Origin of the sequence: Ferrimonas sp. YFM, from assembly GCF_030296015.1 — a bacterium.
Classification (GTDB): Bacteria; Pseudomonadota; Gammaproteobacteria; order Enterobacterales; family Shewanellaceae; genus Ferrimonas.
The window spans coordinates 2,364,366-2,385,641 of record NZ_AP027368.1; the positions used below are offsets into that span (position 1 = coordinate 2,364,366).

The 21,276-nt window shown below is 56.3% G+C and carries 18 protein-coding genes; 8 read left to right on the plus strand and 10 right to left on the minus strand.

The window, feature by feature from the left end:
- Nucleotides 1-23 precede the first annotated feature (23 nt).
- The 6 genes from rpsA to gyrA all read right to left on the minus strand — a co-directional run bounded on the left by rpsA (nt 24) and on the right by gyrA (nt 8,957).
- Entirely contained in the window at nt 24-1,691 is a 1,668-nt protein-coding gene (gene rpsA, locus QUE41_RS10975; RefSeq protein WP_028108419.1) for a 30S ribosomal protein S1, read from the minus strand.
- A gap of 102 nt (nt 1,692-1,793) precedes the next feature.
- Nucleotides 1,794-2,477: a (d)CMP kinase gene (gene cmk / locus QUE41_RS10980; RefSeq protein ID WP_286339089.1), complete on the minus strand. Its 684-nt coding sequence runs from the start codon at nt 2,475-2,477 to the stop codon at nt 1,794-1,796.
- A 191-nt stretch (nt 2,478-2,668) separates the two neighbouring features.
- Nucleotides 2,669-3,949: a 3-phosphoshikimate 1-carboxyvinyltransferase gene (aroA, locus tag QUE41_RS10985; RefSeq protein ID WP_286339090.1), complete on the minus strand. Its 1,281-nt coding sequence runs from the start codon at nt 3,947-3,949 to the stop codon at nt 2,669-2,671.
- Nucleotides 3,950-4,017: 68 nt separating this feature from the next.
- Nucleotides 4,018-5,118: a histidinol-phosphate transaminase gene (hisC, locus tag QUE41_RS10990; protein ID WP_286339091.1), complete on the minus strand. Its 1,101-nt coding sequence runs from the start codon at nt 5,116-5,118 to the stop codon at nt 4,018-4,020.
- Between the two features lie 22 nt (nt 5,119-5,140).
- On the minus strand, nt 5,141-6,205 hold the full coding sequence (gene serC, locus QUE41_RS10995; RefSeq protein ID WP_286339092.1) for a 3-phosphoserine/phosphohydroxythreonine transaminase: 1,065 nt from the start codon (nt 6,203-6,205) through the stop codon (nt 5,141-5,143).
- A gap of 115 nt (nt 6,206-6,320) precedes the next feature.
- Entirely contained in the window at nt 6,321-8,957 is a 2,637-nt protein-coding gene (gyrA, locus tag QUE41_RS11000; RefSeq protein ID WP_286339093.1) for a DNA gyrase subunit A, read from the minus strand.
- Nucleotides 8,958-9,269: 312 nt separating this feature from the next.
- On the opposite strand from gyrA, the gene ubiG reads away from it, so the two are divergent.
- The 5 genes from ubiG (at nt 9,270) to yfaE (ending at nt 14,734) form a co-directional block, all read left to right on the plus strand.
- Nucleotides 9,270-9,980, plus strand: a complete 711-nt coding sequence (gene ubiG / locus QUE41_RS11005; RefSeq protein WP_286339094.1) for a bifunctional 2-polyprenyl-6-hydroxyphenol methylase/3-demethylubiquinol 3-O-methyltransferase UbiG — start codon at nt 9,270-9,272, stop codon at nt 9,978-9,980.
- A complete protein-coding gene (locus QUE41_RS11010) occupies nt 9,973-10,650 on the plus strand; it encodes an HAD family hydrolase (RefSeq protein WP_286339095.1) in 678 nt (225 codons plus the stop codon). The genes ubiG and QUE41_RS11010 overlap by 8 nt, the downstream gene beginning before the upstream one ends.
- 362 nt (nt 10,651-11,012) lie before the next feature.
- Nucleotides 11,013-13,289: a class 1a ribonucleoside-diphosphate reductase subunit alpha gene (nrdA, locus tag QUE41_RS11015; protein ID WP_286339096.1), complete on the plus strand. Its 2,277-nt coding sequence runs from the start codon at nt 11,013-11,015 to the stop codon at nt 13,287-13,289.
- 48 nt (nt 13,290-13,337) lie between these two features.
- The gene (gene nrdB / locus QUE41_RS11020; protein ID WP_286339097.1) at nt 13,338-14,474 is read left to right on the plus strand and encodes a class Ia ribonucleoside-diphosphate reductase subunit beta; all 1,137 of its coding nucleotides are present in this window, start codon (nt 13,338-13,340) and stop codon (nt 14,472-14,474) included.
- A gap of 2 nt (nt 14,475-14,476) precedes the next feature.
- The gene (gene yfaE, locus QUE41_RS11025) at nt 14,477-14,734 is read left to right on the plus strand and encodes a class I ribonucleotide reductase maintenance protein YfaE (protein ID WP_286339098.1); all 258 of its coding nucleotides are present in this window, start codon (nt 14,477-14,479) and stop codon (nt 14,732-14,734) included.
- Here yfaE and QUE41_RS11030 read toward each other — a convergent pair.
- Nucleotides 14,667-15,032 (minus strand): hypothetical protein, encoded by a 366-nt coding sequence (locus tag QUE41_RS11030; RefSeq protein WP_286339099.1) that lies wholly within the window; start codon nt 15,030-15,032, stop codon nt 14,667-14,669. The two genes, yfaE and QUE41_RS11030, sit on opposite strands and share 68 nt — an antisense overlap.
- A gap of 189 nt (nt 15,033-15,221) precedes the next feature.
- On the opposite strand from QUE41_RS11030, the gene QUE41_RS11035 reads away from it, so the two are divergent.
- From QUE41_RS11035 to QUE41_RS11045, 3 genes are all read left to right on the plus strand, one after another.
- Entirely contained in the window at nt 15,222-15,725 is a 504-nt protein-coding gene (locus QUE41_RS11035; RefSeq protein ID WP_286339100.1) for a hypothetical protein, read from the plus strand.
- Nucleotides 15,726-16,118: 393 nt separating this feature from the next.
- Nucleotides 16,119-17,507, plus strand: coding sequence for a metal-dependent hydrolase family protein (locus QUE41_RS11040; protein ID WP_286339101.1), 1,389 nt, complete (start codon nt 16,119-16,121; stop codon nt 17,505-17,507).
- A gap of 87 nt (nt 17,508-17,594) precedes the next feature.
- On the plus strand, nt 17,595-18,230 hold the full coding sequence (locus tag QUE41_RS11045) for a DUF3299 domain-containing protein (protein WP_286339102.1): 636 nt from the start codon (nt 17,595-17,597) through the stop codon (nt 18,228-18,230).
- A 477-nt stretch (nt 18,231-18,707) separates the two neighbouring features.
- Here the strand turns inward: QUE41_RS11045 and QUE41_RS11050 are convergent, their stop codons facing one another.
- The 3 genes from QUE41_RS11050 to QUE41_RS11060 all read right to left on the minus strand — a co-directional run bounded on the left by QUE41_RS11050 (nt 18,708) and on the right by QUE41_RS11060 (nt 21,173).
- Nucleotides 18,708-19,193 (minus strand): DUF6998 domain-containing protein, encoded by a 486-nt coding sequence (locus QUE41_RS11050; RefSeq protein WP_286339103.1) that lies wholly within the window; start codon nt 19,191-19,193, stop codon nt 18,708-18,710.
- Nucleotides 19,194-19,275: 82 nt separating this feature from the next.
- Nucleotides 19,276-20,007, minus strand: coding sequence for a DUF695 domain-containing protein (locus QUE41_RS11055; RefSeq protein WP_286339104.1), 732 nt, complete (start codon nt 20,005-20,007; stop codon nt 19,276-19,278).
- Between the two features lie 110 nt (nt 20,008-20,117).
- Nucleotides 20,118-21,173, minus strand: a complete 1,056-nt coding sequence (locus QUE41_RS11060) for a hypothetical protein (RefSeq protein WP_286339105.1) — start codon at nt 21,171-21,173, stop codon at nt 20,118-20,120.
- Nucleotides 21,174-21,276 lie beyond the last annotated feature (103 nt).

Below are 21,276 nucleotides of genomic sequence, written 5' to 3' on the forward strand. Positions count from 1 at the left end.
GAAGTTCCCCAATCAACAGGCGATTATTGTTTAGCAGCTTTGAAGGCTTCAGCCATAGCGCTGGAGAAGGTAGCTTCTTCACGCTGGTTCAGGGTATCGATAGCTTCCTTCTCATCGGCCTCATCCTTAGCACGGATGGACAGGCTGATGGTGCGGTTCTTACGATCAACGCCCATGAACTTGGCTTCTACTTCTTCACCGGCGGACAGCACGGTGGAAGCATCTTCAATGCGATCACGAGAGATGTCAGCTACACGGATGTAACCTTCAACGCTCTCGCCCAGCTCTACAGTGGCGCCCTTGGCGTCAACTGCAGTGATGGTACCCTTAACAATAGCACCTTTTTTGTTGTCAGACAGGTACTTGTTAAAGGGATCTTCTTCAATCTGCTTAACACCCAGGCTGATGCGCTCACGCTCAGGGTCTACAGACAGAACAACAGCGGAGATCTCTTCGCCCTTCTTGTAGTCGCGAACGGCTTCTTCGCCAGCAACGTTCCAAGAGATGTCGGACAGGTGAACCAGACCGTCGATGCCGCCTTCCAGGCCGATGAAGATACCGAAGTCTGTGATGGACTTGATCTTACCGGAAACCTTGTCGCCCTTGTTGAAGTTGGATGCGAACTCATCCCATGGGTTAGCTTTACACTGCTTCAGACCCAGGGAGATACGACGACGCTCTTCGTCGATGTCCAGAACCATAACTTCAACGCTGTCGCCCAGGCTAACAACCTTGGATGGGTGGATGTTCTTGTTGGTCCAATCCATTTCGGATACGTGTACCAGACCTTCAACGCCTTCTTCGATCTCAACGAAGCAGCCGTAGTCAGTCAGGTTGGTCACGCGACCGGTCAGCTTGGTACCTTCTGGGTAACGGCCAGCGATGGCTACCCATGGATCTTCACCCAGCTGCTTCAGACCCAGAGATACGCGAGTACGCTCACGGTCGAACTTCAGTACCTTAACGTTGATCTCGTCGCCAACGTTCACGATCTCGGAAGGATGCTTAACGCGCTTCCAAGCCATGTCAGTGATGTGCAGCAGGCCGTCAACGCCGCCCAGGTCTACGAAGGCACCGTAGTCGGTCAGGTTCTTAACGATACCCTTAACTTCTTGACCTTCTTGCAGGTTCTCCAGCAGCTGCTCACGCTCAACGCTGTTCTCAGACTCGATAACCGCACGACGGGAAACAACAACGTTGTTGCGCTTCTGGTCCAGCTTGATCACCTTGAATTCCAGCTCTTTGCCTTCCAGGTGAGTGGTGTCACGTACAGGGCGTACGTCTACCAGAGAACCAGGCAGGAACGCACGGATGCCTTCCAGCTCGACGGTGAAACCGCCTTTAACCTTGCCGTTGATGATACCGATAACGGTCTCTTCATCTTCGTAGGCTTTTTCCAGACGCAGCCATGCTTCGTGACGCTTGGCTTTTTCGCGAGACAGTTGGGTCTCACCGAAGCCGTCTTCAACAGCGTCCAGAGCAACGTCTACGGAATCGCCTACGTTGATCTCCAGCTCGCCCTTAGCGTTCTTGAACTGCTCGGCAGGGATGGCAGACTCGGACTTCAGGCCGGCGTCAACCAGAACGATGCCGTTCTCGATAGCAACAACGGTACCTTTAACGATGGCACCGGGGCGGGTTTCCAGATCCTTGAGGGATTCTTCAAACAGTTGAGCAAAAGATTCAGTCATGTTTAATCAACAAATATATAGTGGTCATCCATGTGCCATCCTGGACATGGGGTAGTTGCCAAAAACCCACTTCACTCCTTGAAACGGGCAGTTTGCGGACCGTTACCGGCCCAGTTTTTCCACCACGAAGCGAAGTACCTTATCAACCACCTGGTCGATGGACAGCTCCGTAGTATCAATCAGTAATGCGTCTTCAGCGGGCTTCATAGGAGCCACCTTACGGTTGGCATCGCGCTCGTCGCGCTCCTGTATCTCCGCCAAAAGGCGGTCAATACTAGCATCTAAGCCCTTCTCCTTCAACTGCAAGTAACGTCGGCGCGCGCGCTCTTGTGCACTGGCAGTCATAAAGATTTTAGCCTCTGCGTCAGGGAACACCACTGTTCCCATGTCACGGCCGTCGGCAATCAGGCCAGGATCCACCCGGAATCCTCTCTGGCGACGCAGCAGAGCTTCGCGAACCCGAGGAAAAGCCGCCACTTTTGACGCCGCGTTGGCGCACTCCTGGGTGCGAATCTCCCGGCTCACCACTTCCCCTTCCAGCACCACTTTGATGCCGCCCTCTTCGTCGGGGCTGAAGGAGACATCCAGGTGGGCGGCGGTCAGGGCCAGGCCCTCTTCGTTGTCCAGCTCGATGTTGTGGTGCAGTGCCGCCAGTGCCAGAACGCGGTAGATGGCGCCTGAGTCCAGCAGGTGCCAGCCCAGTTTCTCGGCCAGCAGATGGCACACAGTGCCTTTCCCTACCCCACCGGGTCCGTCAATGGTAATCACAGGGGCCTGTTGAGGCATGCTTGTCTCCAAAAATTCTTTTTCTTCTCCGTCAGGGGACCATAACCCGGACGGTTCCGGCCGCGTCGGCGGCGGGAAAGCGGGCCCATTATACAGATTCCCGAGTTAAAGTAAGCCCTTAGGTGTAAATTGCTGACTCCTCTGGGTCATTTTGACCCAGAGAAGCCGCGAACCACCTAGTTTAGCAGCTGCTATTGGCTGATGGCGGCCAGGCGGTCGAAGAAGTCGGGGAAGGTCTTGGCGGTGCAGCCGGGATCCAGGATGGTCACCTCCTGGCCGCCCACGGCCAGCATGGCGAAACACATGGCGATGCGGTGATCGTTGTAGGTTTCTATCTCCGCATGGTTAAGCTTGTCCACCGGCTCGACCCGGATGTAATCCTCACCCTCTTCGACCACGGCACCCACTTTACGCAGTTCGGTGGCCATGGCAGACAGACGATCGGTCTCCTTCACCCGCCAGTTGTAGATGTTGCGGATGACGGTGGGCCCCTTGGCAAACAGGGCGGTGGTGGCGATGGTCATGGCCGCATCCGGGATGGCGTTCATGTCCATGTCCACCCCATTGAGAGCGCCCTTGCTGCAGCGGATGAAGTCCCTGCCCCACTCCACCTGGGCCCCCATCGCCTCCAGGACATCGGCGAAGTGCTTATCCCCCTGCAGGCTGTCGGTGCCGACGCCGCGCACCTCGACGCTGCCACCACCGATGGCCGCCGCCGCCAGGAAGTAGGAAGCGGAGCTGGCATCCCCCTCCACCAGGTAATCGCCGGGGCTGAGGTACTGCTGGCCGGCGGCAATCTCAAAGCTCTGGTAGTCGTGGTTGTTCACCTCGACGCCGAAGCGGGCCATCATCCCCAGGGTGATGTCGATATAAGGCTTGGACACCAGTTCCCCTTTGACGCGGATGGTCAACGATTCTTTGAGCAGAGGCGCCACCATCAGCAGCGCAGTGAGAAACTGCGAGGAGATGGAACCGTCGATCTCCACCTCACCACCGCCAAGCTCGGCGGCATTGATGGCCAGAGGCGGGTAACCGGGGTTTTCCAGGTACTGGATGTCGGCGCCCAGTGGCGCCAGGGCTTCCACCAGATGGCCAATGGGCCGCTCCTTCATTCTGGGCTCACCGGTCAACACAAACTTGCCGCTGCCGATGGCCAGGGCCGCCGCCAGGGGACGCATGGCGGTGCCGGCGTTGCCCAGATAGAGCTCCGCTTGCTGGCCCCGGGCCAGGCGATCGCCCAGGCCGTCCACTTCGATGGTGGCCGCCTCCTTGTTATAGCGGTAACCCACGCCCAGGCTGTCCAGGGCATTCAGCATATGGCGGATGTCGTCCGAGTCCAGCAGATTGGTCAGTCTGGTGGTGCCTTTGGCCAGGGTGGCCAGCAACAGAGCACGATTGGAGATGCTCTTGGAACCGGGCAGGGTGATAACCCCGTCAACCCGGGAAATTGGAGAAAGGTGTAACTGCTCCATGGACTACTCCCGCATAGAAATGAAAAGGGGCCTGTTGGCCCCTTGAAACTGCTTTAACTGAATCGAGGTTATTCGGCCATCACCTCATCCAGCGCCTGCATAAATCGGGAGTTTTCCCACTCCAGACCGATGCTCACGCGCAGGTGAGAAGGCATACCATAACCCGCAATGGGACGCACTATCACCCCTTTTTTCAGCAGCGCCTCATAGATGGCGCCCGCCTGGCCCACTTCGATGGTAATGAAGTTGGCCACACTGGGGATAAAGGGGATGTTGCGCTCGGTGAAATAGGCTTCGAGGCGCGCCATCTCGCACTTGTTGAGATCGATCCCCTGCTGAAGGTACTGCTCATCCTCCAGCACCGCCTCGGCGGCCGCCAGGGCCAGAGAGTTATTGTTAAAGGGCTCTCGCACCCGGTTGAGCAGATCCGTCATCGCCTCGGACGCCACCAGATACCCTACCCGCAGCCCCGCCAGGCCGTAGGCCTTGGAGAAGGTGCGACTGACACAGAGGTTGGGGTATGTGGCCAGCCACTCAATGCTGGGGGCGCGTTGGTCGGCCTCGAGATACTCAAAGTAGGCTTCATCCAGCACCACCAGCACCTCGGCCGGCACCTTGTTCATAAAGGCCTCAAGCTCGGCGCTTGAGAGGAAAGTCCCGGTGGGGTTATTGGGGTTGGCGATGCAGATAAGCTTGGTGCGCTCGGTGATGGCGGCCAGCATCGCCTCCAGGTCGTGGCCCCAGTTCTTGGCGGCAGTCTTCACCGCGGTGGCACCGCAGGACTGGGTCAGCAACTGGTAGACGATAAAGGCGTGGGCATCGAAGATCACCTCATCCTCGGCGCCGACGAAGGTGCGGAACAGGATCTCCAGCACCTCATTGGAGCCATTGCCCAGGGTGATCTGATTGCTGGCGCAGCCCAATCGCTCGGACAGCTTCTGCTTCAGGTAGTAGCCGTTGGCGTCCGGGTAGCGCGCCAGTTCCGGCATGGCACGCTCGATGGCGGCCTTGGCCAGTGGGCTCAAGCCCAGGGGGTTTTCGTTGGAGGCCAGCTTGACGATGTCGGTGATCCCAAGCTCTCGCTCCAGCTCCTCCGTCGGCTTGCCCGGCTGGTAGGGCATCAGCCCCTCTACGCCAGGGTTGGCCAGCTTGGTCAGTTCATTTGACACTTGTGCTTCCTTATCTTCTTTCTTATTTGTTGTTCAGCTCGAAGGCTTTCATAAAGGTCACCAGGGCCTGAACCCCCTCCAGTGGCATGGCGTTGTAGATGCTGGCCCGCATACCGCCGACACTGCGGTGCCCCTTCAACGCCATCAGGCCAGCCTGCTGAGACTGGGCCAGGAATTGAGCATCCAGATCCGGATTGACCAACTGGAAAGGTACATTCATCTCACTGCGATGGCTTGGGTCCACCCGGTTTTGGTAGAAGTCACTGCTGTCAATAAAATCGTACAGCAGCGCTGCCTTCTGCCGGTTCAGCTGGGCCATGGCGCCGACACCGCCCTGGGCCTTGAGCCACTTGAACACCTCACCGGCCAGATACCAGGCGTAGGTGGGCGGGGTGTTGTACATGGAGTCGTTCTTGTCCAGCAGGGCGTAATCCAGGATGGAGGGGGTGGTGGCCTGAGCCTGACCGATGAGATCCCGGCGAACGATCACCAGCGCCAGACCGGCGGGGCCGATGTTCTTCTGGGCGCCGGCGTAGATCAGCCCATAGCGGTTGATGTCGATTTCCCGGCCGAGGATGCAGGAGGAGTAGTCGGCAATCAGCGGCTTGTCGGTCTCCGGCTCTTCGAAGATGGCCACGCCGTCGACGGTCTCGTTGGGGCAGTAATGCAGGTAACTCCCCTGCCCCGCTTCGCTGACTTTGGCCATCTCCAGGCCATTACCGCTGCGCAGATCGATGCTGTTGACCCTGGCGTACTTGGCCGCCTCTTTGGCGGCACCGGCAGACCATTGACCGGAGATCAGGTAATCCACCTGATCCTCTGCCCCCACCAGATTCTGGGGAATGGCGGAGAAGTGAGCCCGGGCACCGCCGTGGGTAAAGAGCACCGCATAGTCGTCGCCGATGTTCATCAGCTCACGCAGGTTGGCTTCTGCTGCCTCGGCCACCGCCAGGTACTCCTTGGATCTGTGGCTGAGCTCCATCACCGATACGCCCAGGCCATTAAAGTCCACCAGCTCTTTCTGGGCTTTGGCCATCACTTCGGCCGGCAACATCGCCGGACCGGCGCAAAAGTTATATACGCTCATTCCTCGGATCCTATGTTTAGACAAAACACCCCATTTAACACCAGTTTCCCCGGCTAAGGAATAAAAAAACGGACGCCTGGGCGTCCGTTTTCGGTTATTGCGCGATAAGCAGTGATTACTCGTCGCCGGCCTCGTCGGCTGCGGGTGCATCGGTGGCCGGGGCATCGCCCTCTGGCGCTTCCGCCTGCTCGCCGTCAACCAGCTCGCCTTCCGGCAACTCAGGCTCCTCGATCTCATCGATGCGCTGCAGACCCACCACCTGTTCGCCCTCCATGGTGCGAATGATGGTGACACCCTGGGTGTTACGGCCCACTTCGGAGACTTCGTGAACCCGGGTACGCACCAGGGTGCCGCCGTCGGTGATCAGCATGATCTCGTCGTTATCCTGAACCTGTACCGCACCCACCACGGAGCCGTTACGCTCGCTCACCTTGATGGAGATAACCCCCTTGGTGGCCCGGCTCTTGGTCGGGTACTCGGACTCGGCGGTACGCTTACCGTAACCGTTCTGGGTCACGGTGAGGATGGCACCATCGTCGCGAGGCACGATCATGGAGACCACGCGGTCCACGTCATCCAGGGCGATGCCGCGCACACCTGTGGCGGTACGGCCCATGGAGCGCACGTTGGATTCGTCGAAGCGCACCACTTTACCGGCGTCGGAGAACAGCATCACTTCGTTGCTGCCATCGGTGATGTCCACGGCAATCAGCTCATCACCCTCGTTGAGGTTGATGGCGCGGATACCGGAAGACAGCGGACGGCTGTAGGCGTCCAGAGCGGTCTTCTTCACGGTGCCCTTGGCGGTGGCAAACACGATGTATTTACTTGGGTCGTACTCACGAACCGGCAGAATCGCCTGAATCACTTCGCCGTCATCCAGCGGCAGCAGGTTCACAATCGGCTTACCACGGGCGGTGCGGCTGGCCAGAGGCAGCTGGTACACCTTGAGCCAGTACACCTTACCGGCGTTGGAGAAGCACAGGATGGTGTCGTGGGTGTTGGCCACCAGCAGGCGCTCGATGAAGTCTTCATCCTTCATCTTGGCCGCCGCCTTACCCTTACCGCCACGACGCTGGGCTTCGTAATCGCTCAGAGGCTGATACTTACAGTAGCCGGCGTGGGACAGGGTCACCACCACGTCTTCTTCGGTGATCAGGTCTTCCAGAGAGATGTCCGCGGAGGCGGAGCTGATCTCGGTCTTACGCTCATCACCGTACTCGGCGCGAATCGCTTCCAGCTCCTCACGGATCACTTCCATCAGGCGCTCTGGGCTGGCCAGGATGTGCATCAGCTCGGCGATCACATCCAGCAATTCACGGTACTCGTCGAGGATCTTCTCGTGTTCCAGACCGGTCAGCTTCTGCAGACGCAGATCCAGAATGGCCTGGGCCTGAGTCTGGGTCAGGTAGTAGAGGCCGTCACGGATGCCGAACTCTGGGGTCAGCCAGTCTGGGCGGGCGGCGTCATCACCGGCCTTCTCCAGCATGGCGGCCACATTACCCAGCTCCCAACCGCGGGACAGCAGCGCTTCACGGGCTTCTGCCGGGGTCGGAGAGTGTCGAATCAGCTCAATCACAGGATCGATGTTGGCCAGGGAGATGGCCAGACCTTCCAGGATGTGAGCCCGCTCGCGCGCCTTGCGCAGTTCGTACACGGTACGACGGGTCACCACTTCGCGACGGTGGGTCACGAAGGCATCCAGGGTCTCTTTCAGGTTGAACAGCTTGGGCTGGTTGTTGCCCAGTGCCACCATGTTGATGCCGAACACCGTCTGCATCTGAGTCTGAGAGTAGAGGTTGTTCAGCACCACTTCCGGCACTTCACCACGCTTGAGTTCAATCACCACGCGCATGCCGTCCTTATCGGACTCATCGCGCAGGCCAGAGATCCCCTCCAGCTTCTTGTCCTTCACCAGCTCGGCGATCTTCTCGATCAAACGGGCCTTGTTCACCTGATAAGGCAGCTCGTGAACAATGATGGACTCTTTGCCGGTGCTGCTGGTTTCCACCTCGGAACGGGCGCGCACGTAGATCTTGCCGCGACCGGTCTTGTAGGCATCGATGATCCCCTTGCGGCCATTGATGATGCCGCCGGTGGGGAAGTCGGGACCTGGAATGATCTCAATCAGCTCATCGATGCTGATGTCGCCGTTGTCGATAAAGGCCAGGCAGCCGTCGATCACCTCGGTGAGGTTATGAGGCGGAATGTTGGTGGCCATGCCTACCGCAATACCACTGGAGCCGTTGACCAGCAGGTTTGGTACCTTGGTGGGCAACACCTCTGGAATCTGTTCCGTGCCATCGTAGTTGGGCACGTAGTCCACGGTTTCCTTGTCCAAGTCTGCCAGCAGCTCGTGGGAGATCTTGGCCATGCGCACTTCGGTGTATCGCATTGCCGCCGCGGAGTCGCCGTCGACGGAGCCGAAGTTACCCTGGCCGTCGACCAGGCAGTAACGCAGGGAGAAAGGCTGAGCCATACGCACAATGGTGTCGTAGACCGCACTGTCACCGTGGGGGTGGTATTTACCGATAACGTCACCCACCACACGGGCGGATTTCTTGTAGGGTTTGTTCCAGTCGTTACCCAGGCCGTTCATCGCGAACAGGGTGCGACGGTGAACAGGCTTAAGGCCGTCCCGGACGTCGGGCAATGCACGCCCGACAATCACGCTCATGGCATAGTCGAGATAGGAGCTTTTCAACTCCTCTTCGATATTAATCGGCGTAATTTCGTTAGCCAGATCAGTCATAGACAGATAATGTCCCCTAAATGCGGCAGAGAATCCCAATTTCCCCGCCGAGCCGGCCAGGCCGGCAAAAACGGTAATTCGGCATTGTAGCACAGACATTGGCGTTGGAAAGCCGCGTTTCTTGCCTAAGGAAACAACGGCTTACAACTGACCAAAAAACGTGCTGAGCCGTGGGTAAAATGTACCATTTTGTGTCTGTTTGAGGTGTTTTCCTCCCAAGCCTGTCTTTCTCCCCATCCGACGCCATCGTATACTGGCGTCATCGGAGCCTTCTGTCAGGGAGGCACGCAGTATCTAGAGAAAGGACACAGAATGCAGCAGTCAAACGTCGATCCCGTAGAAGTGGGCAAATTTGAGAAGCTGGCTTCCACCTGGTGGGATCCCATGGGGCACTCCAAGCCTCTTCATCAGCTCAATCCCCTTCGCGCCGCCTACATTGAGCGTCACGCCGATGGCCTGTTTGGCAAACAGGTGCTGGATGTGGGCTGCGGCGGCGGCCTGCTGACCGAGGCCATGGCCAAAGCCGGCGCCCGAGCCACCGGCCTGGACATGGGCGAGGAGCCCATCGAGGTGGCCAGGCTGCATGCCCTGGAGAGTGAGTTGGATATCGACTACCAGCTGTGCACCGCCGAGGCCCACGCCGAACACAAGGGGGCCCACTACGATGTGGTGACCTGCATGGAGATGCTTGAGCATGTGCCCGACCCGGAATCCGTGGTGCGCGCCTGTGCCCAGATGGTCAAGCCAGGTGGTCATCTGTACCTGTCCACCATCAACAAGACCCCTTTGGCCTACATGACCACCATTGTGGGCGCCGAGCAGATCGTCAAAGTGCTGCCCAAGGGCACCCACGACTACAGCAAGTTCCTGCGCCCCTCCCAGCTGATTCAGTGGTGTGAGCGCGCCGGACTGCGGGTGCAGCACGCCGACGGCGTCCTCTACAACCCGCTGACCGAGACCTTCCGCCTCTCAAGCCGCATGGACATCAACTACATGATTCACGCGGTTAAGCCTAATGAGTAACGCCGCCATCAAGGGGGTGCTGTTCGATCTCGACGGCACCCTGCTGGACACGGCCCTGGATCTCGGCCATGCCGCCAACGTGGCGCTGGCCAGGTTCGGCTACCCCGGCATCACCGAGGAGCAGGCCTACCTCTATTCCAGCCACGGCTCCAAGGGGCTGCTCAAGGCGGGCCTGGGGGACAGCTTTCATCGCACCGACATCACCCCGATGCGAGACACCCTGCTGGCCGCCTACGCAGAACGCATCAGCCACCACACCCGTCCCTATGACGGCATCCCCTCCATGCTCGGCTATCTGGAAGAGAATCTGTTGCCCTGGGGGATCATCACCAACAAGCCGGAAGGACTGGCGCGTCAGCTGCTGGAGCAACAGCCGGAACTCTCTGGCAGTGCGGTGTTGGTGGGGGGCGATACCCTGCCGGTGGCCAAGCCCGACCCTGCCCCGCTGCACCTGGGGGCCGAAACCCTGTCTCTGGCGCCGGAAACCATCCTCTATGTCGGCGATGCCGAACGGGACGTGGTGGCCGCCAACCGCGCCGGGATGATCAGTGTGGCCGCCTTGTGGGGCTACATCAGTGACGAGGACCAGGCCCACACCTGGCCCGCACACCACCGCTGCGATCGTCCGGACGATCTCTTTGATCTTATCCGCGATCTGACTCAAAAATAGTCATACGAACCGGGGCAAAAAAAATTTTTTGCCCCCTCGTTTTTGTGAAAAAAACACTTGCATTTTCCTCAGCCCAATGGTGGTAAGGCTTAGCAGAAGCACATCTTTTCCCCTCCTTAATTATTCACATGTTTACCCACAATTTGATCACATCCGGAGCTATTGCACAGATCCGAAAACCGCCTTATCTTGTAGATCAACCCATCGGCGCTACTACATGTAGTGCTCGATAATAAAAACACACACAATTAGGGGTGATTGCCGTTCAGACGGTGATCGGCAGTTCTCAGGTACTCAAACTAAGGATAAGGTCTCGACGTTCGCCTTTGCCGCAGTGGGCGACGTGAAGACGAAAATTGGACATGAATAAATCTCTCCTCATCACGAAACGAAGTGGTAAACAGGAACCCCTGGATCTGGATAAGATCCATAGGGTGATCTATTGGGCCGCTCAGGATCTGAACAATGTGTCGGTCTCCCAGGTGGAACTGGCCAGTCACATCCACTTCTTCGATGGCATGACCACCGAGGCGATCCACGAGACCATCATCAAGGCGGCCGCGGATCTCATCAGCGAGGAGACCCCGGATTACCAGTACCTGGCTGCCCGCCTGGCGGTCTTCCACCTGCGCAAGAAGGCCTATGGCCGCTTCGAGCCCCCTCACCTGTACGACCACGTCACCAAGATGGTGGAAGCGGGTAAGTACGACCAGCACATCCTCAGCGACTACAGCCGGGAAGAGCTGAACCAGCTCAACGATCACATCGACCACTGGCGCGACATGGACTTCTCCTACGCGGCGGTGAAACAGCTGGAAGGCAAGTACCTAGTGCAGAACCGGGTCACCGGTGAGGTGTTCGAAAGCGCCCAGTTCCTCTACATGCTGGTGGCCGCCTGTCTGTTCGCCAACTACCCCAGAGGCGAACGACTGGACTACGTGAAGCGCTTCTACGACGCCGCGTCCAAATTCAAGATCTCCCTGCCCACGCCCATCATGTCCGGCGTGCGCACCCCTACCCGCCAGTTCAGCTCCTGCGTGCTGATTGAGTGCGGTGACAGCCTGGATTCCATCAACGCCACCTCTGCGGCCATCGTCAACTACGTGAGCCAGCGGGCCGGCATCGGCATCAACGGCGGCGGGATCCGTGCCCTGGGCAGCCCCATCCGTGGCGGCGAAGCCTTCCACACCGGTTGCCTGCCCTTCTTCAAACACTTCCAGACTGCGGTGAAGTCCTGCTCCCAGGGCGGCGTGCGCGGCGGTGCCGCCACCCTGTTCTACCCCCTGTGGCACCTAGAAGCGGAAGAGCTGCTGGTACTGAAGAACAACCGCGGCACCGACGCCAACCGTATCCGTCACCTGGACTACGGCGTGCAAATTAACCGCACCCTGTACCAGCGCCTGATTGACGGCGGCGACATCAGCCTGTTCTCCCCGTCCGACGTACCCGGCCTGTACGATGCCTTCTTCGCCGATCAGGAGGAGTTTGAGCGCCTGTACACCCAGTACGAAGCGGACAGCAGCATTCGCCGCAAGACGGTGAAGGCGGTCAGCCTGTTTGGCCTGCTGATGCAGGAGCGCGCCTCCACCGGCCGCATCTACATCCAGCACGTGGATCACTGCAACACCCACAGCCCCTTCGACCCCAAGGTGGCCCCGGTGAAGCAGTCCAACCTGTGCCTGGAGATCGCCCTGCCCACCAAGCCGCTGAACAGCCTGGACGACCCCAACGGCGAGATTGCCCTGTGCACCCTGTCCGCCTTCAACCTGGGCGCCATCGACGACCTGAGCGAGCTGGAAGAGCTGGCGGATCTGGCAGTCCGCGCCCTGGACAACCTGCTGGACTATCAGGACTACCCGGTACCGGCCGCCGAGCTGGGCTCCATGAAGCGCCGCACCCTGGGCATTGGGGTGATCAACTTTGCCTACTACCTGGCGAAGAACGGCGCCCGCTACTCCGACGGCAGCGGCAACGGACTGACCCACAAGGCGTTCGAAGCGATTCAGTACTACCTGCTCAAGGCCTCCAACAACCTGGCCAAGGAGCAAGGGGCCTGCCCGGGCTTTGACGAGACCACCTACGCCCAGGGCCTGCTGCCCATCGACACCTACAAGAAGGCGGTGGATGAGTTTTGCGAAGAGCCGCTGCACCTGGACTGGGAAGCCCTGCGCGCCGACATCAAAGAGTTCGGCCTGCGCAACTCTACCCTGTCCGCGCTGATGCCTTCGGAGACCAGCTCGCAGATCTCCAACGCCACCAACGGCATCGAGCCGCCTCGTGGCCTGGTGAGCGTCAAGGGCTCCAAAGACGGCATCATGAAGCAGGTGGTGCCTGGCATCGAGACCTTGAAGAACCAGTACGAGCTGCTGTGGGACATTCCGGACAACACCGGTTACCTGCAACTGGTGGGGATCATGCAGAAGTTCGTCGACCAGGCGATCTCCGCCAACACCAACTATGATCCGGGCCGCTTCAATGAGAACAAGATGCCCATGAACGTGCTGCTCAAGGACTTGATGCTGGCCTACAAGTACGGCCTCAAGACCCTGTACTACCAGAACACCCGGGATGGCCAGTCGGACTCCAGCACTAAGACCGACGGAGCCGATGATTGCGCCGGCGGCGCCTGTAAGATTTAAGCGGCCGGCTCCGCCTGCGGGGCCGCTCTCTCAGCCAAGGATATGACCATGAGCCACAGATACAGCACCTTTTCCCGGGAAGCCAACAACGCTCTCAAGGAGCCCATGTTCCTGGGTAATCCGGTAAACGTTGCCCGTTACGACCAGCAGAAGCACCCCATCTTCGAAGAGCTGATTGAGAAGCAGCTCTCCTTCTTCTGGCGCCCGGAAGAGGTGGACGTGACCCAGGACCGCATCGACTTTGCCGAGCTGCCGGATCACGAAAAGCACATCTTCCTGTCGAACCTGAAGTACCAGACCCTGCTGGACTCCATCCAGGGCCGCAGTCCCAACGTGGCGCTGCTGCCCCTGGTGTCCCTGCCGGAGCTGGAGACCTGGATTGAGACCTGGTCCTTCTATGAGACCATTCACTCTCGCTCCTACACCCACATCATTCGCAACATCGTCAATGATCCCTCGGTGGTGTTCGACGACATCGTCACCAACAGCGAGATCCAGAAGCGTGCCGGCGACATCTCCGGTTACTACGATGAGCTCATCGACTACACCCAGCGCTACCAACAGTTTGGCGAAGGTGAGCACAGCGTGGGCGATGAGACCTTCACCATCAGCCGCCGCGAACTCAAGCGCAAGCTGTACCTGTGCCTGGTGTCCATCAACGTATTGGAAGCGATCCGTTTCTACGTCTCCTTCGCCTGCTCCTTCGCCTTTGCCGAGCGTGAGGTGATGGAGGGCAACGCCAAGATCATCCGCTTTATCGCCCGCGACGAGCAGCTGCACCTGGTGGGCACTCAGCACATGCTGAACCTGATGGCCACCAACCAGGATGACAACGAGATGGCGGAGATCGCCGTGGAGTGTTTCCAGGAATCTGTGGAGATCTTCCGCCGCGCCGCCGAGCAGGAGAAGGAGTGGGCCGCCTACCTGTTCAAAGATGGCTCCATGCTGGGCCTGAACAAGAAGATCATCGAGGATTACGTGGAGTTCATCACCAACCAGCGGATGAACGCCCTGGGCCTGCCCGAGCTGTTCCCCAAACGCTCCAATCCCCTGCCCTGGATGAGCAAGTGGCTGGAGAGCGACGCGGTACAGGTGGCCCCTCAGGAGGTCGAGGTGTCCTCCTACCTGACCAACCAGATCAAGAACGAAGTGGACCAGGACGACCTGTCCGGGTTTGAACTCTAGGGTTGGCGGATAGCAAAACCTTCAAGGTTCAGGTGGGCGAGCGGGCGCCGGTCAGCCATCAGGGCGACAACACGCCCCTGCTCACCACCCTTGAGGGTCACTACAGTGAGTGCCGCAGTGGCTACTGCGGCGCCTGCAAGACCCGGCTTCTTGAAGGCCGGGTTCGCTACCTCTCCACCCCGATGGCTTTGGTCAGGGGTGATGAGATTCTTCCTTGTTGCTGTGTTCCTGAGACGGATCTTCTTCTGGCACCTCAGTAACCTTCTGGGCTTCAGTCAGCTCCATGCCGCCATAGCGGTTCATGGGCTGGGCTGGCTGACGCCACTCATTAAACGCCAGCTGCTTCTCCCGCGCCAAGGTCTCACCTGACTCCCACAAACGCTGACTCTCCAGCCAGGCCACCTGGCCCAGCTCGGAGGCGCTGTGACCCAGCATCTCCATCGCCTGACCCGCCTCGGTCAGGGCCAGCTCCACTCTCTGCTGATTGTCTTCAGTGCAACCGGTCAACCCCGCCAACACCAAGAGAACCAGGCCAGTTTTTAATGTCTTACGCATCATATTTCGGCCTCCTCCGTTGCACTCTAGCCTAGTCCAAAATCGGCCAGCTCAACGGACAATCCGGGGCGCAAATCTTGAAGCGATTGATTTTTAGGCATCTCTTTCGTCGCAAGTGGATGCAAGCTCTGGCATGTGCCCCCGGCTCTGGTACACTTGCCGCACACAGCTATCACGCTAAAGAGAGTGTTCATGACCGAATCTACCAAGATCCCGCCAGAAGGCGCCTCCGTCGACCTGTTTACCGGCGAGTCCAACCGCATCCTGATTGCCATCCCAGCCCCCAGCCACCCAGAGGTGGAGCAGGTTTTGGGTCAGGGCAACCACGAGGTGAAGGCCGGAGTGATCTACCGCTCCCCTGCCCTGCTGCTCTCCTTCGATTTTGGTAATGGTCTGGTGATGGACTGCCCCTTCGAAGCCAAGAGCCTGGGCGACAAGTTTGTCGAGCCCGAGCTGACTGAAGGCCGCCTGCCGCTGATGCTGCAGGTGTTCGACGCCGAAACCGGCGTATTGTTGGGCGAGCGTCCGGTCGAGCTGCACCAAGAGAGCACCTCGACCCTGATGAGCGCCGTCGCCGAACAGCGCGAGAGCGACTGGCAGCACCAGGAGTTCATCAGCCAGCTGTCTGAGCTGTACAAGATTGAGATGGAGCAGTTCCTGCAACTGGTGGAACAGCGCCCTCTGCTGCTGAAGTAAGAGTAGGAGCGCCCATCTAGGCGCTCCAACAGGGCGAGTCAACCAAAGCAAAACAGGAGCCACTTGGGCTCCTGTTTTTGTAGATGGTCACTGCAAACACCTTTTTCCAGAAAGGGGGGTCTCCCTCTCTCAACGTAACCCTCAGGCGGCGTAAAACAGACAAGGCCACCTAGCCACAAACGCCCAGTTCATCCGCAACCGGCCCCTTAACCTGAAACGCGATTCGGCCTCCCTCCTCCATGCCGGCCTTCCACCCTGGAGCCTGTTCCGGGCCTTAACCCAGGCGGCTGGAAAATGTCCCAAGCTGTTCTAAGCTAAATCGGTGCGTACGAGCTGAACCGGGTTCCAACCCGCTTTCTATCGGCCATTTCCCCACACAGGTCTTAATAAGCAATGAATAAAATCATCGCATTGTTTTCGGCGTTCACCGCCGCCTCCTCCTTCGTATTAGCTGATGAAGGCCCTCTCAAACCTCAGATTGTCTTTAACAATGTCGACATCTTTAACGGCACAGAAAACAAGCTGTACAAAGACCATTATGTGCTCGTGGAAGGCAACCTGATTAAATCCATCTCCTCCAGTGCGATTAGCGTTAGGGACGATGCCCTGGTGATTGATGGGAAAGGCAAAACCCTGACGCCAGGATTCATAGAAAATCACGCCCACCTGATGTTGATGGGCCCAAATCTTCCGGCGATGGAAGCCGATAAAACCTGGGAAGACTTTGCCATTCACGGTTCACGCATGGCCGAAATGTATCTTATGCAGGGTTTCACCACAGTCCGGGATGCCGGCGGGGCGAACGGCGGCCTGCGCAGGGCCATAGATGGCGGTGACATCATTGGTCCGCGTTTTTATCCCTCTGGTGCTTTTCTGAGTACCCGGGGAGGCCATGCAGATTTTGCCAATTTTTCTGCCCCGGTTGGTGCCGAAACCAACTTTGGCCGCCTCAACCTTTCTCAAGAAGTGGACAGCGTGGCAGAAGTTAAAAAATACGGTCGAAACAACTTCCGTATGGGCGCGACTCAGCTGAAATACATGCAGTCTGGCGGGGTTGTGTCCGCATTCGACCCATGGCAGTTATTGGCTGGTTCCCCGGAAGAGATCGCGGCCGCGGTCGAGGTGGCCAACAGCTACGGCAGTTATGTAATGGCGCACTCTTACCGTAAAGAGGCCATTCTCAGTGCTCTGGAATCCGGAGTGATGTCGATTGAGCATGGTTTCGCCTTTGACTGTGACATTGCCAAAGTCATGAACAAAAAAGGCGCGTATATCACCACCAACCTGACCGCCTTCGACCCTGGCCTTCTGGATATTCCGGCGGTAAAAAATGTTCCCTCCAGCCTGGCGAAAGCGAAGTCTGCCACCGAAACTTTCCGCAACTACATCCCGAACATGAAGAAATGTCCGGTTAAACGCGGCTTCCAGACCGACTGCGTCGGTTCAGTCGATGCGTGCAACATCCAGATTGCTTATGAAAAACACCTGAATCACGAGTTTTTTGGCGCCTTCCAATCCATGGTGACTTTGACGTCAATTGGCGGTGAGATCTCTCAGCTTTCTGGCGACTTTACCAACCCCTACCCTGAGGGAAAGCTTGGGGTCATCGAGGTTGGGGCATACGCAGACATCCTGTTGTTAGACGGAAACCCCCTGGAGGACTTTTCCGTTGTGGGCACAGGAACCAAATGGTTCGATGCCGAACCCCGCCCCGCCAGTCCTGAAACCATCAGGCTGATCATGAAAGACGGTGTGATCTACAAGAACACCTTAAACCCCTGAACATCCTGATGCACCGCCCTTTTTTTAGGGCGGTGCGTGTTAAAGGTGCCGTTGACAGCGTCGAGCAATACTCCGAGGAGCAGCCGGATGACAAAACCCTACCTGCCATTGCTGGCCATCATGTTCACGGCAAACGCACAGGCCTCTGTTATCGACCTGGATTGGCAACAGCTTCGCCCTCAGGCCCAAATCGAATCGGTTTCCTTACCCACATTAACCGAAGAACAGAAGCGGCAACTGCAACGGCTGCTGACACTCAGAAGTTCCAATGTGCCTTTGGATCAAGCCACCGCCGCCTCCCTAGAAATGGATTTAGCGTCTGAGGGGTTAGATGCTGACCATCTTTTGGCACTCAGGAACAAATACATAGAGCAACAACAACTGGCAGCCTCTACCCTGACTCGCCAATATGACGGCCAACAAGTACGCATTCCTGGCTACTTAATCCCCCTGGAGTATTCCTCGGAAGCCATGGTCGTCACAGAGTTTCTGCTGGTGCCTTACGCTGGAGCCTGTATTCATATGCCACCACCTCCGGCAAACCAGATCGTGCTGGTGTCGTTCCCCGGCGGCTACAAGCTAAGAAATGCCAAGTACCCGGTCTGGGTAGAGGGAACACTGACATCTCAGCTTGCGACTGAAAGCGTCTATATCGTCGATGGAACCCGGGATTTAACCATGGGCTACCGAATGAGTGCATCATTGGTTGAGGACTACAACTGACGACCTTCACTGCGGCGGAGTAATGATGAGTTCAGCCTCAAACCCGGTGAATTACCCTACTCTTGAGCCATTGGGTATTTCTGTTTCCGGACAGGCTAAACATGGATTTAATTTGTCTTCATAGCCAATGCCGAAATACATGCCCCGAGATACTTCATCGGCCACTTTTCTTTTCGGCAGGTTCACAACAAACAACGCCTGCTTGCCCTTAGCCTCCTGAGACAGCGACTGGCAACGTCAAAATTTCATCAGCCAGCTTCCCGAGCAGTCGAGAATGGGACGGAGCAACTCCTGCAACTGGTGGAACAACGCCCTCTGCTGCTGAAGTAAGAGCAGGAGCGCCCATCTAGGCGCTCCAACACTGCGAGTCAGCCAAAGCAAAACAGGAGCCACTTGGGCTCCTGTTTTTGTTTTAAGATCTTAACTATTCACCATTAGGTCATCGAATCGCCATCTTTAATCTTATAGTTTTACTTTTTAGCTTTTAAGAAGATGTTTGATGCACTTGACCCTAGAATCTGTAAGCAAAGGGCCTCTTAAATGCAAAATATGAGCATTAACATGCGCACGGTAACTAGCATACTCCCCAACGACCTCATGGGGTATCTGGACTGCATCGATCACCTCATAATCTTCATCAAAAATAACAGCAATGAGTTGATCAAAATCCTTGTCAGCATACCTTCTAATGGCACCAAGTTGCCTAGAGTGGTTATCTGAAGTTATTCTACGACCTTTAATTTGAATCTTGGTGCCATCTGAATCGACACCATCATGCCCCGCAGATGAATTTTTGGCCAACTCGAGACCCAAATTTTTTGCGACTAGCCATTCCGCATAATCCCCGACGGGGTTGTTCTTTGTTCGGACTACTTTACGTCGCTTCAGTTCTTCAATCACAGTGGATTGAAGCTTAAGAAGTTTCTTGATGGGAAAATCCCTTAACTCCAAATAGTCCTTCATAATTTCCCTCCTATCCTTGAGAGATTGTCAGCGCTTAGCGATCTAAAGTAGCACTCTACAAAGCTACCGAAAAGGCCCTGTATTACTGCTTCTCGATACTGGTTTCCCAACCATCATAGCGTCCCCCCAGTTCCCTGGCTTTTCGATTAGATTTAATCGTATGGCTGGTGATATCGGCCAGAGTCATCGTCCCTACATGGCTGTATTGAGTTAACCACTCTGAGCCGTCCTCCTCTTTGCCACTGAAATGCACTACGTAATGTTCACTTTTGGCCCAGTCGGCAAACTCCCTTCCCACGACCTCATTGGGCAAGTAGGCCCAGTGCATCACTTCTCTCTTTCGTTCCTTTACATCACCATGCTCTGCCAACCTATCCAGGACATCCAAATCCTTGATGACCTGCCAATCATCAACTGTGGGGTAAAGCTCATTCCAGTAGTTTGTCTTTTCCTCATCCAACTCATACACATACTGAAGACGGTAACGGGTAAGAGTCGCCACCCTCCTAACGATGTCGGATGCCTGACTCTCGGGAAAACCAACGTAAAAATAGAAGTAGCGATGGCCGTCGACGGTAAGCCTGCCCACATAGACACCGCCCGCGGACGAGATCTCTTCATCCAATGCCTCATCCACATCCTGCAACTGCGGATACTCCTCATTGGGCGGAAGCCCATGCTCAGTTGGGTTGTGGAACGGCAACCTGACCTTCAAGACATGATGGCGCGAATCAGCCTCGGCAATCTCAGAATAGCCCAGGTTAAAGGTTATCCAGGCCTGATGTTCGCCCATGTCGCAGCAAAGATGTGCCACACGTCTATCATCGTCATTCCCCAACGCTTCTTTGACACAGCATTGAGATACTCACCTGATAAGCAAGAAGCATCATTCTCGTCACCGTTTTCAATGTCAGCATCATTGCCTTATTTACCGCTGTGCATTTTCAAGCTTTCGCTGATAAAGTTGACCTCTTTTTTGCAAAGTAGCCCAATCTTTTCCAACCTCTCTTTTTCCAGCGTTTTTTCAAATTCGAAAAAAGCCTGTTTCTTATCAAGATAACCCTTGAGCTTCTTGGCAAACTCCGGGTCTGTCTCAGAACAATAATTGTAGTTTTCACTGATGTCCTGGTAAGCGACTTTAGTTAAAATCTTGGATGACTCATTCATCTCCATGATTTTATCGTCGGCGCCCTGATAACACGCCTGTGCTTCCATCATCACCTTCTCGACGCCCTGCTTGGCCGCTTTTCCATATTTGTTGAGATAGTCAACCATTTTCCCTGTCGAATCAAAATATCTATGGTAAGGGTTGGCGTCGATATAATTCGTCTTATAATACGTCTCAACCTCAGTCAGATAGCCTATATATTGTTGCTCTATACGATCTATTCTGTCCATGGCATCGTTGGACTTTCTCTTACTGCAAACTTTTGACAACTCGATGGCCTTACTTGTAAATGCATACTCATCACTGCACAGTTTCTTAAGATTAGCAATCCTTTCATTAACCATGTGATCATGGAAATCTTGATAAGACTCTCGCCTGTCATAATGTTTTTTTAATTCTTTTTTAAACTGGCTGTCACCGCTGTCGGCACACTGCTCATAGGTGTGGCTCAAAATTTTTGACAGAATAGCCGAATCCCTCTTATATTCTTTCATGCGCGCGGTGTACATTTCAATTTCTTGAAAACACCCTTCCATGCTATGTATTGACGATGAGGCCATGAGTTCTACAACAAAACCGTTAACGACAATTGCCTTAGAAAAACCCTCAGGGGAATCATATATTTTATTAACCGGTGTTCTTTCGTAAAACAACTTGTCTGTATATTGAGACACTCCGACAAGATGAAATCGATATGCTTTATACATGGCATCATGCTCTTTCATCGCCTGCTTTGCGTACTCGATATCGCACGAAGCAAAAGAGGCGTTCGCAATGACCAGACCAAGAACTGCAGATAACACCTTTTTCAATTTCTTCTCCAAAGCAATGTGAGATTGATTAATAGCTTACATCATGCACCTGTTGTTGTTTGGGCCAAATCAACCTTTGACTTTACTGTCTTGAATCAGCTCA

What these genes read in the sequence shown, in the direction of transcription:
- rpsA (WP_028108419.1), bottom strand. Translation starts at nt 1,691, where the DNA reads ATGACTGAATCTTTTGCTCAACTGTTTGAAGAATCCCTCAAGGATCTG.
- cmk (WP_286339089.1), bottom strand. Translation starts at nt 2,477, where the DNA reads ATGCCTCAACAGGCCCCTGTGATTACCATTGACGGACCCGGTGGGGTA.
- aroA (WP_286339090.1), bottom strand. Translation starts at nt 3,949, where the DNA reads ATGGAGCAGTTACACCTTTCTCCAATTTCCCGGGTTGACGGGGTTATC.
- serC (WP_286339092.1), bottom strand. Translation starts at nt 6,205, where the DNA reads ATGAGCGTATATAACTTTTGCGCCGGTCCGGCGATGTTGCCGGCCGAA.
- gyrA (WP_286339093.1), bottom strand. Translation starts at nt 8,957, where the DNA reads ATGACTGATCTGGCTAACGAAATTACGCCGATTAATATCGAAGAGGAG.
- ubiG (WP_286339094.1), top strand. Translation starts at nt 9,270, where the DNA reads ATGCAGCAGTCAAACGTCGATCCCGTAGAAGTGGGCAAATTTGAGAAG.
- QUE41_RS11010 (WP_286339095.1), top strand. Translation starts at nt 9,973, where the DNA reads ATGAGTAACGCCGCCATCAAGGGGGTGCTGTTCGATCTCGACGGCACC.
- nrdA (WP_286339096.1), top strand. Translation starts at nt 11,013, where the DNA reads ATGAATAAATCTCTCCTCATCACGAAACGAAGTGGTAAACAGGAACCC.
- nrdB (WP_286339097.1), top strand. Translation starts at nt 13,338, where the DNA reads ATGAGCCACAGATACAGCACCTTTTCCCGGGAAGCCAACAACGCTCTC.
- QUE41_RS11030 (WP_286339099.1), bottom strand. Translation starts at nt 15,032, where the DNA reads ATGATGCGTAAGACATTAAAAACTGGCCTGGTTCTCTTGGTGTTGGCG.
- QUE41_RS11035 (WP_286339100.1), top strand. Translation starts at nt 15,222, where the DNA reads ATGACCGAATCTACCAAGATCCCGCCAGAAGGCGCCTCCGTCGACCTG.
- QUE41_RS11040 (WP_286339101.1), top strand. Translation starts at nt 16,119, where the DNA reads ATGAATAAAATCATCGCATTGTTTTCGGCGTTCACCGCCGCCTCCTCC.
- QUE41_RS11045 (WP_286339102.1), top strand. Translation starts at nt 17,595, where the DNA reads ATGACAAAACCCTACCTGCCATTGCTGGCCATCATGTTCACGGCAAAC.
- QUE41_RS11050 (WP_286339103.1), bottom strand. Translation starts at nt 19,193, where the DNA reads ATGAAGGACTATTTGGAGTTAAGGGATTTTCCCATCAAGAAACTTCTT.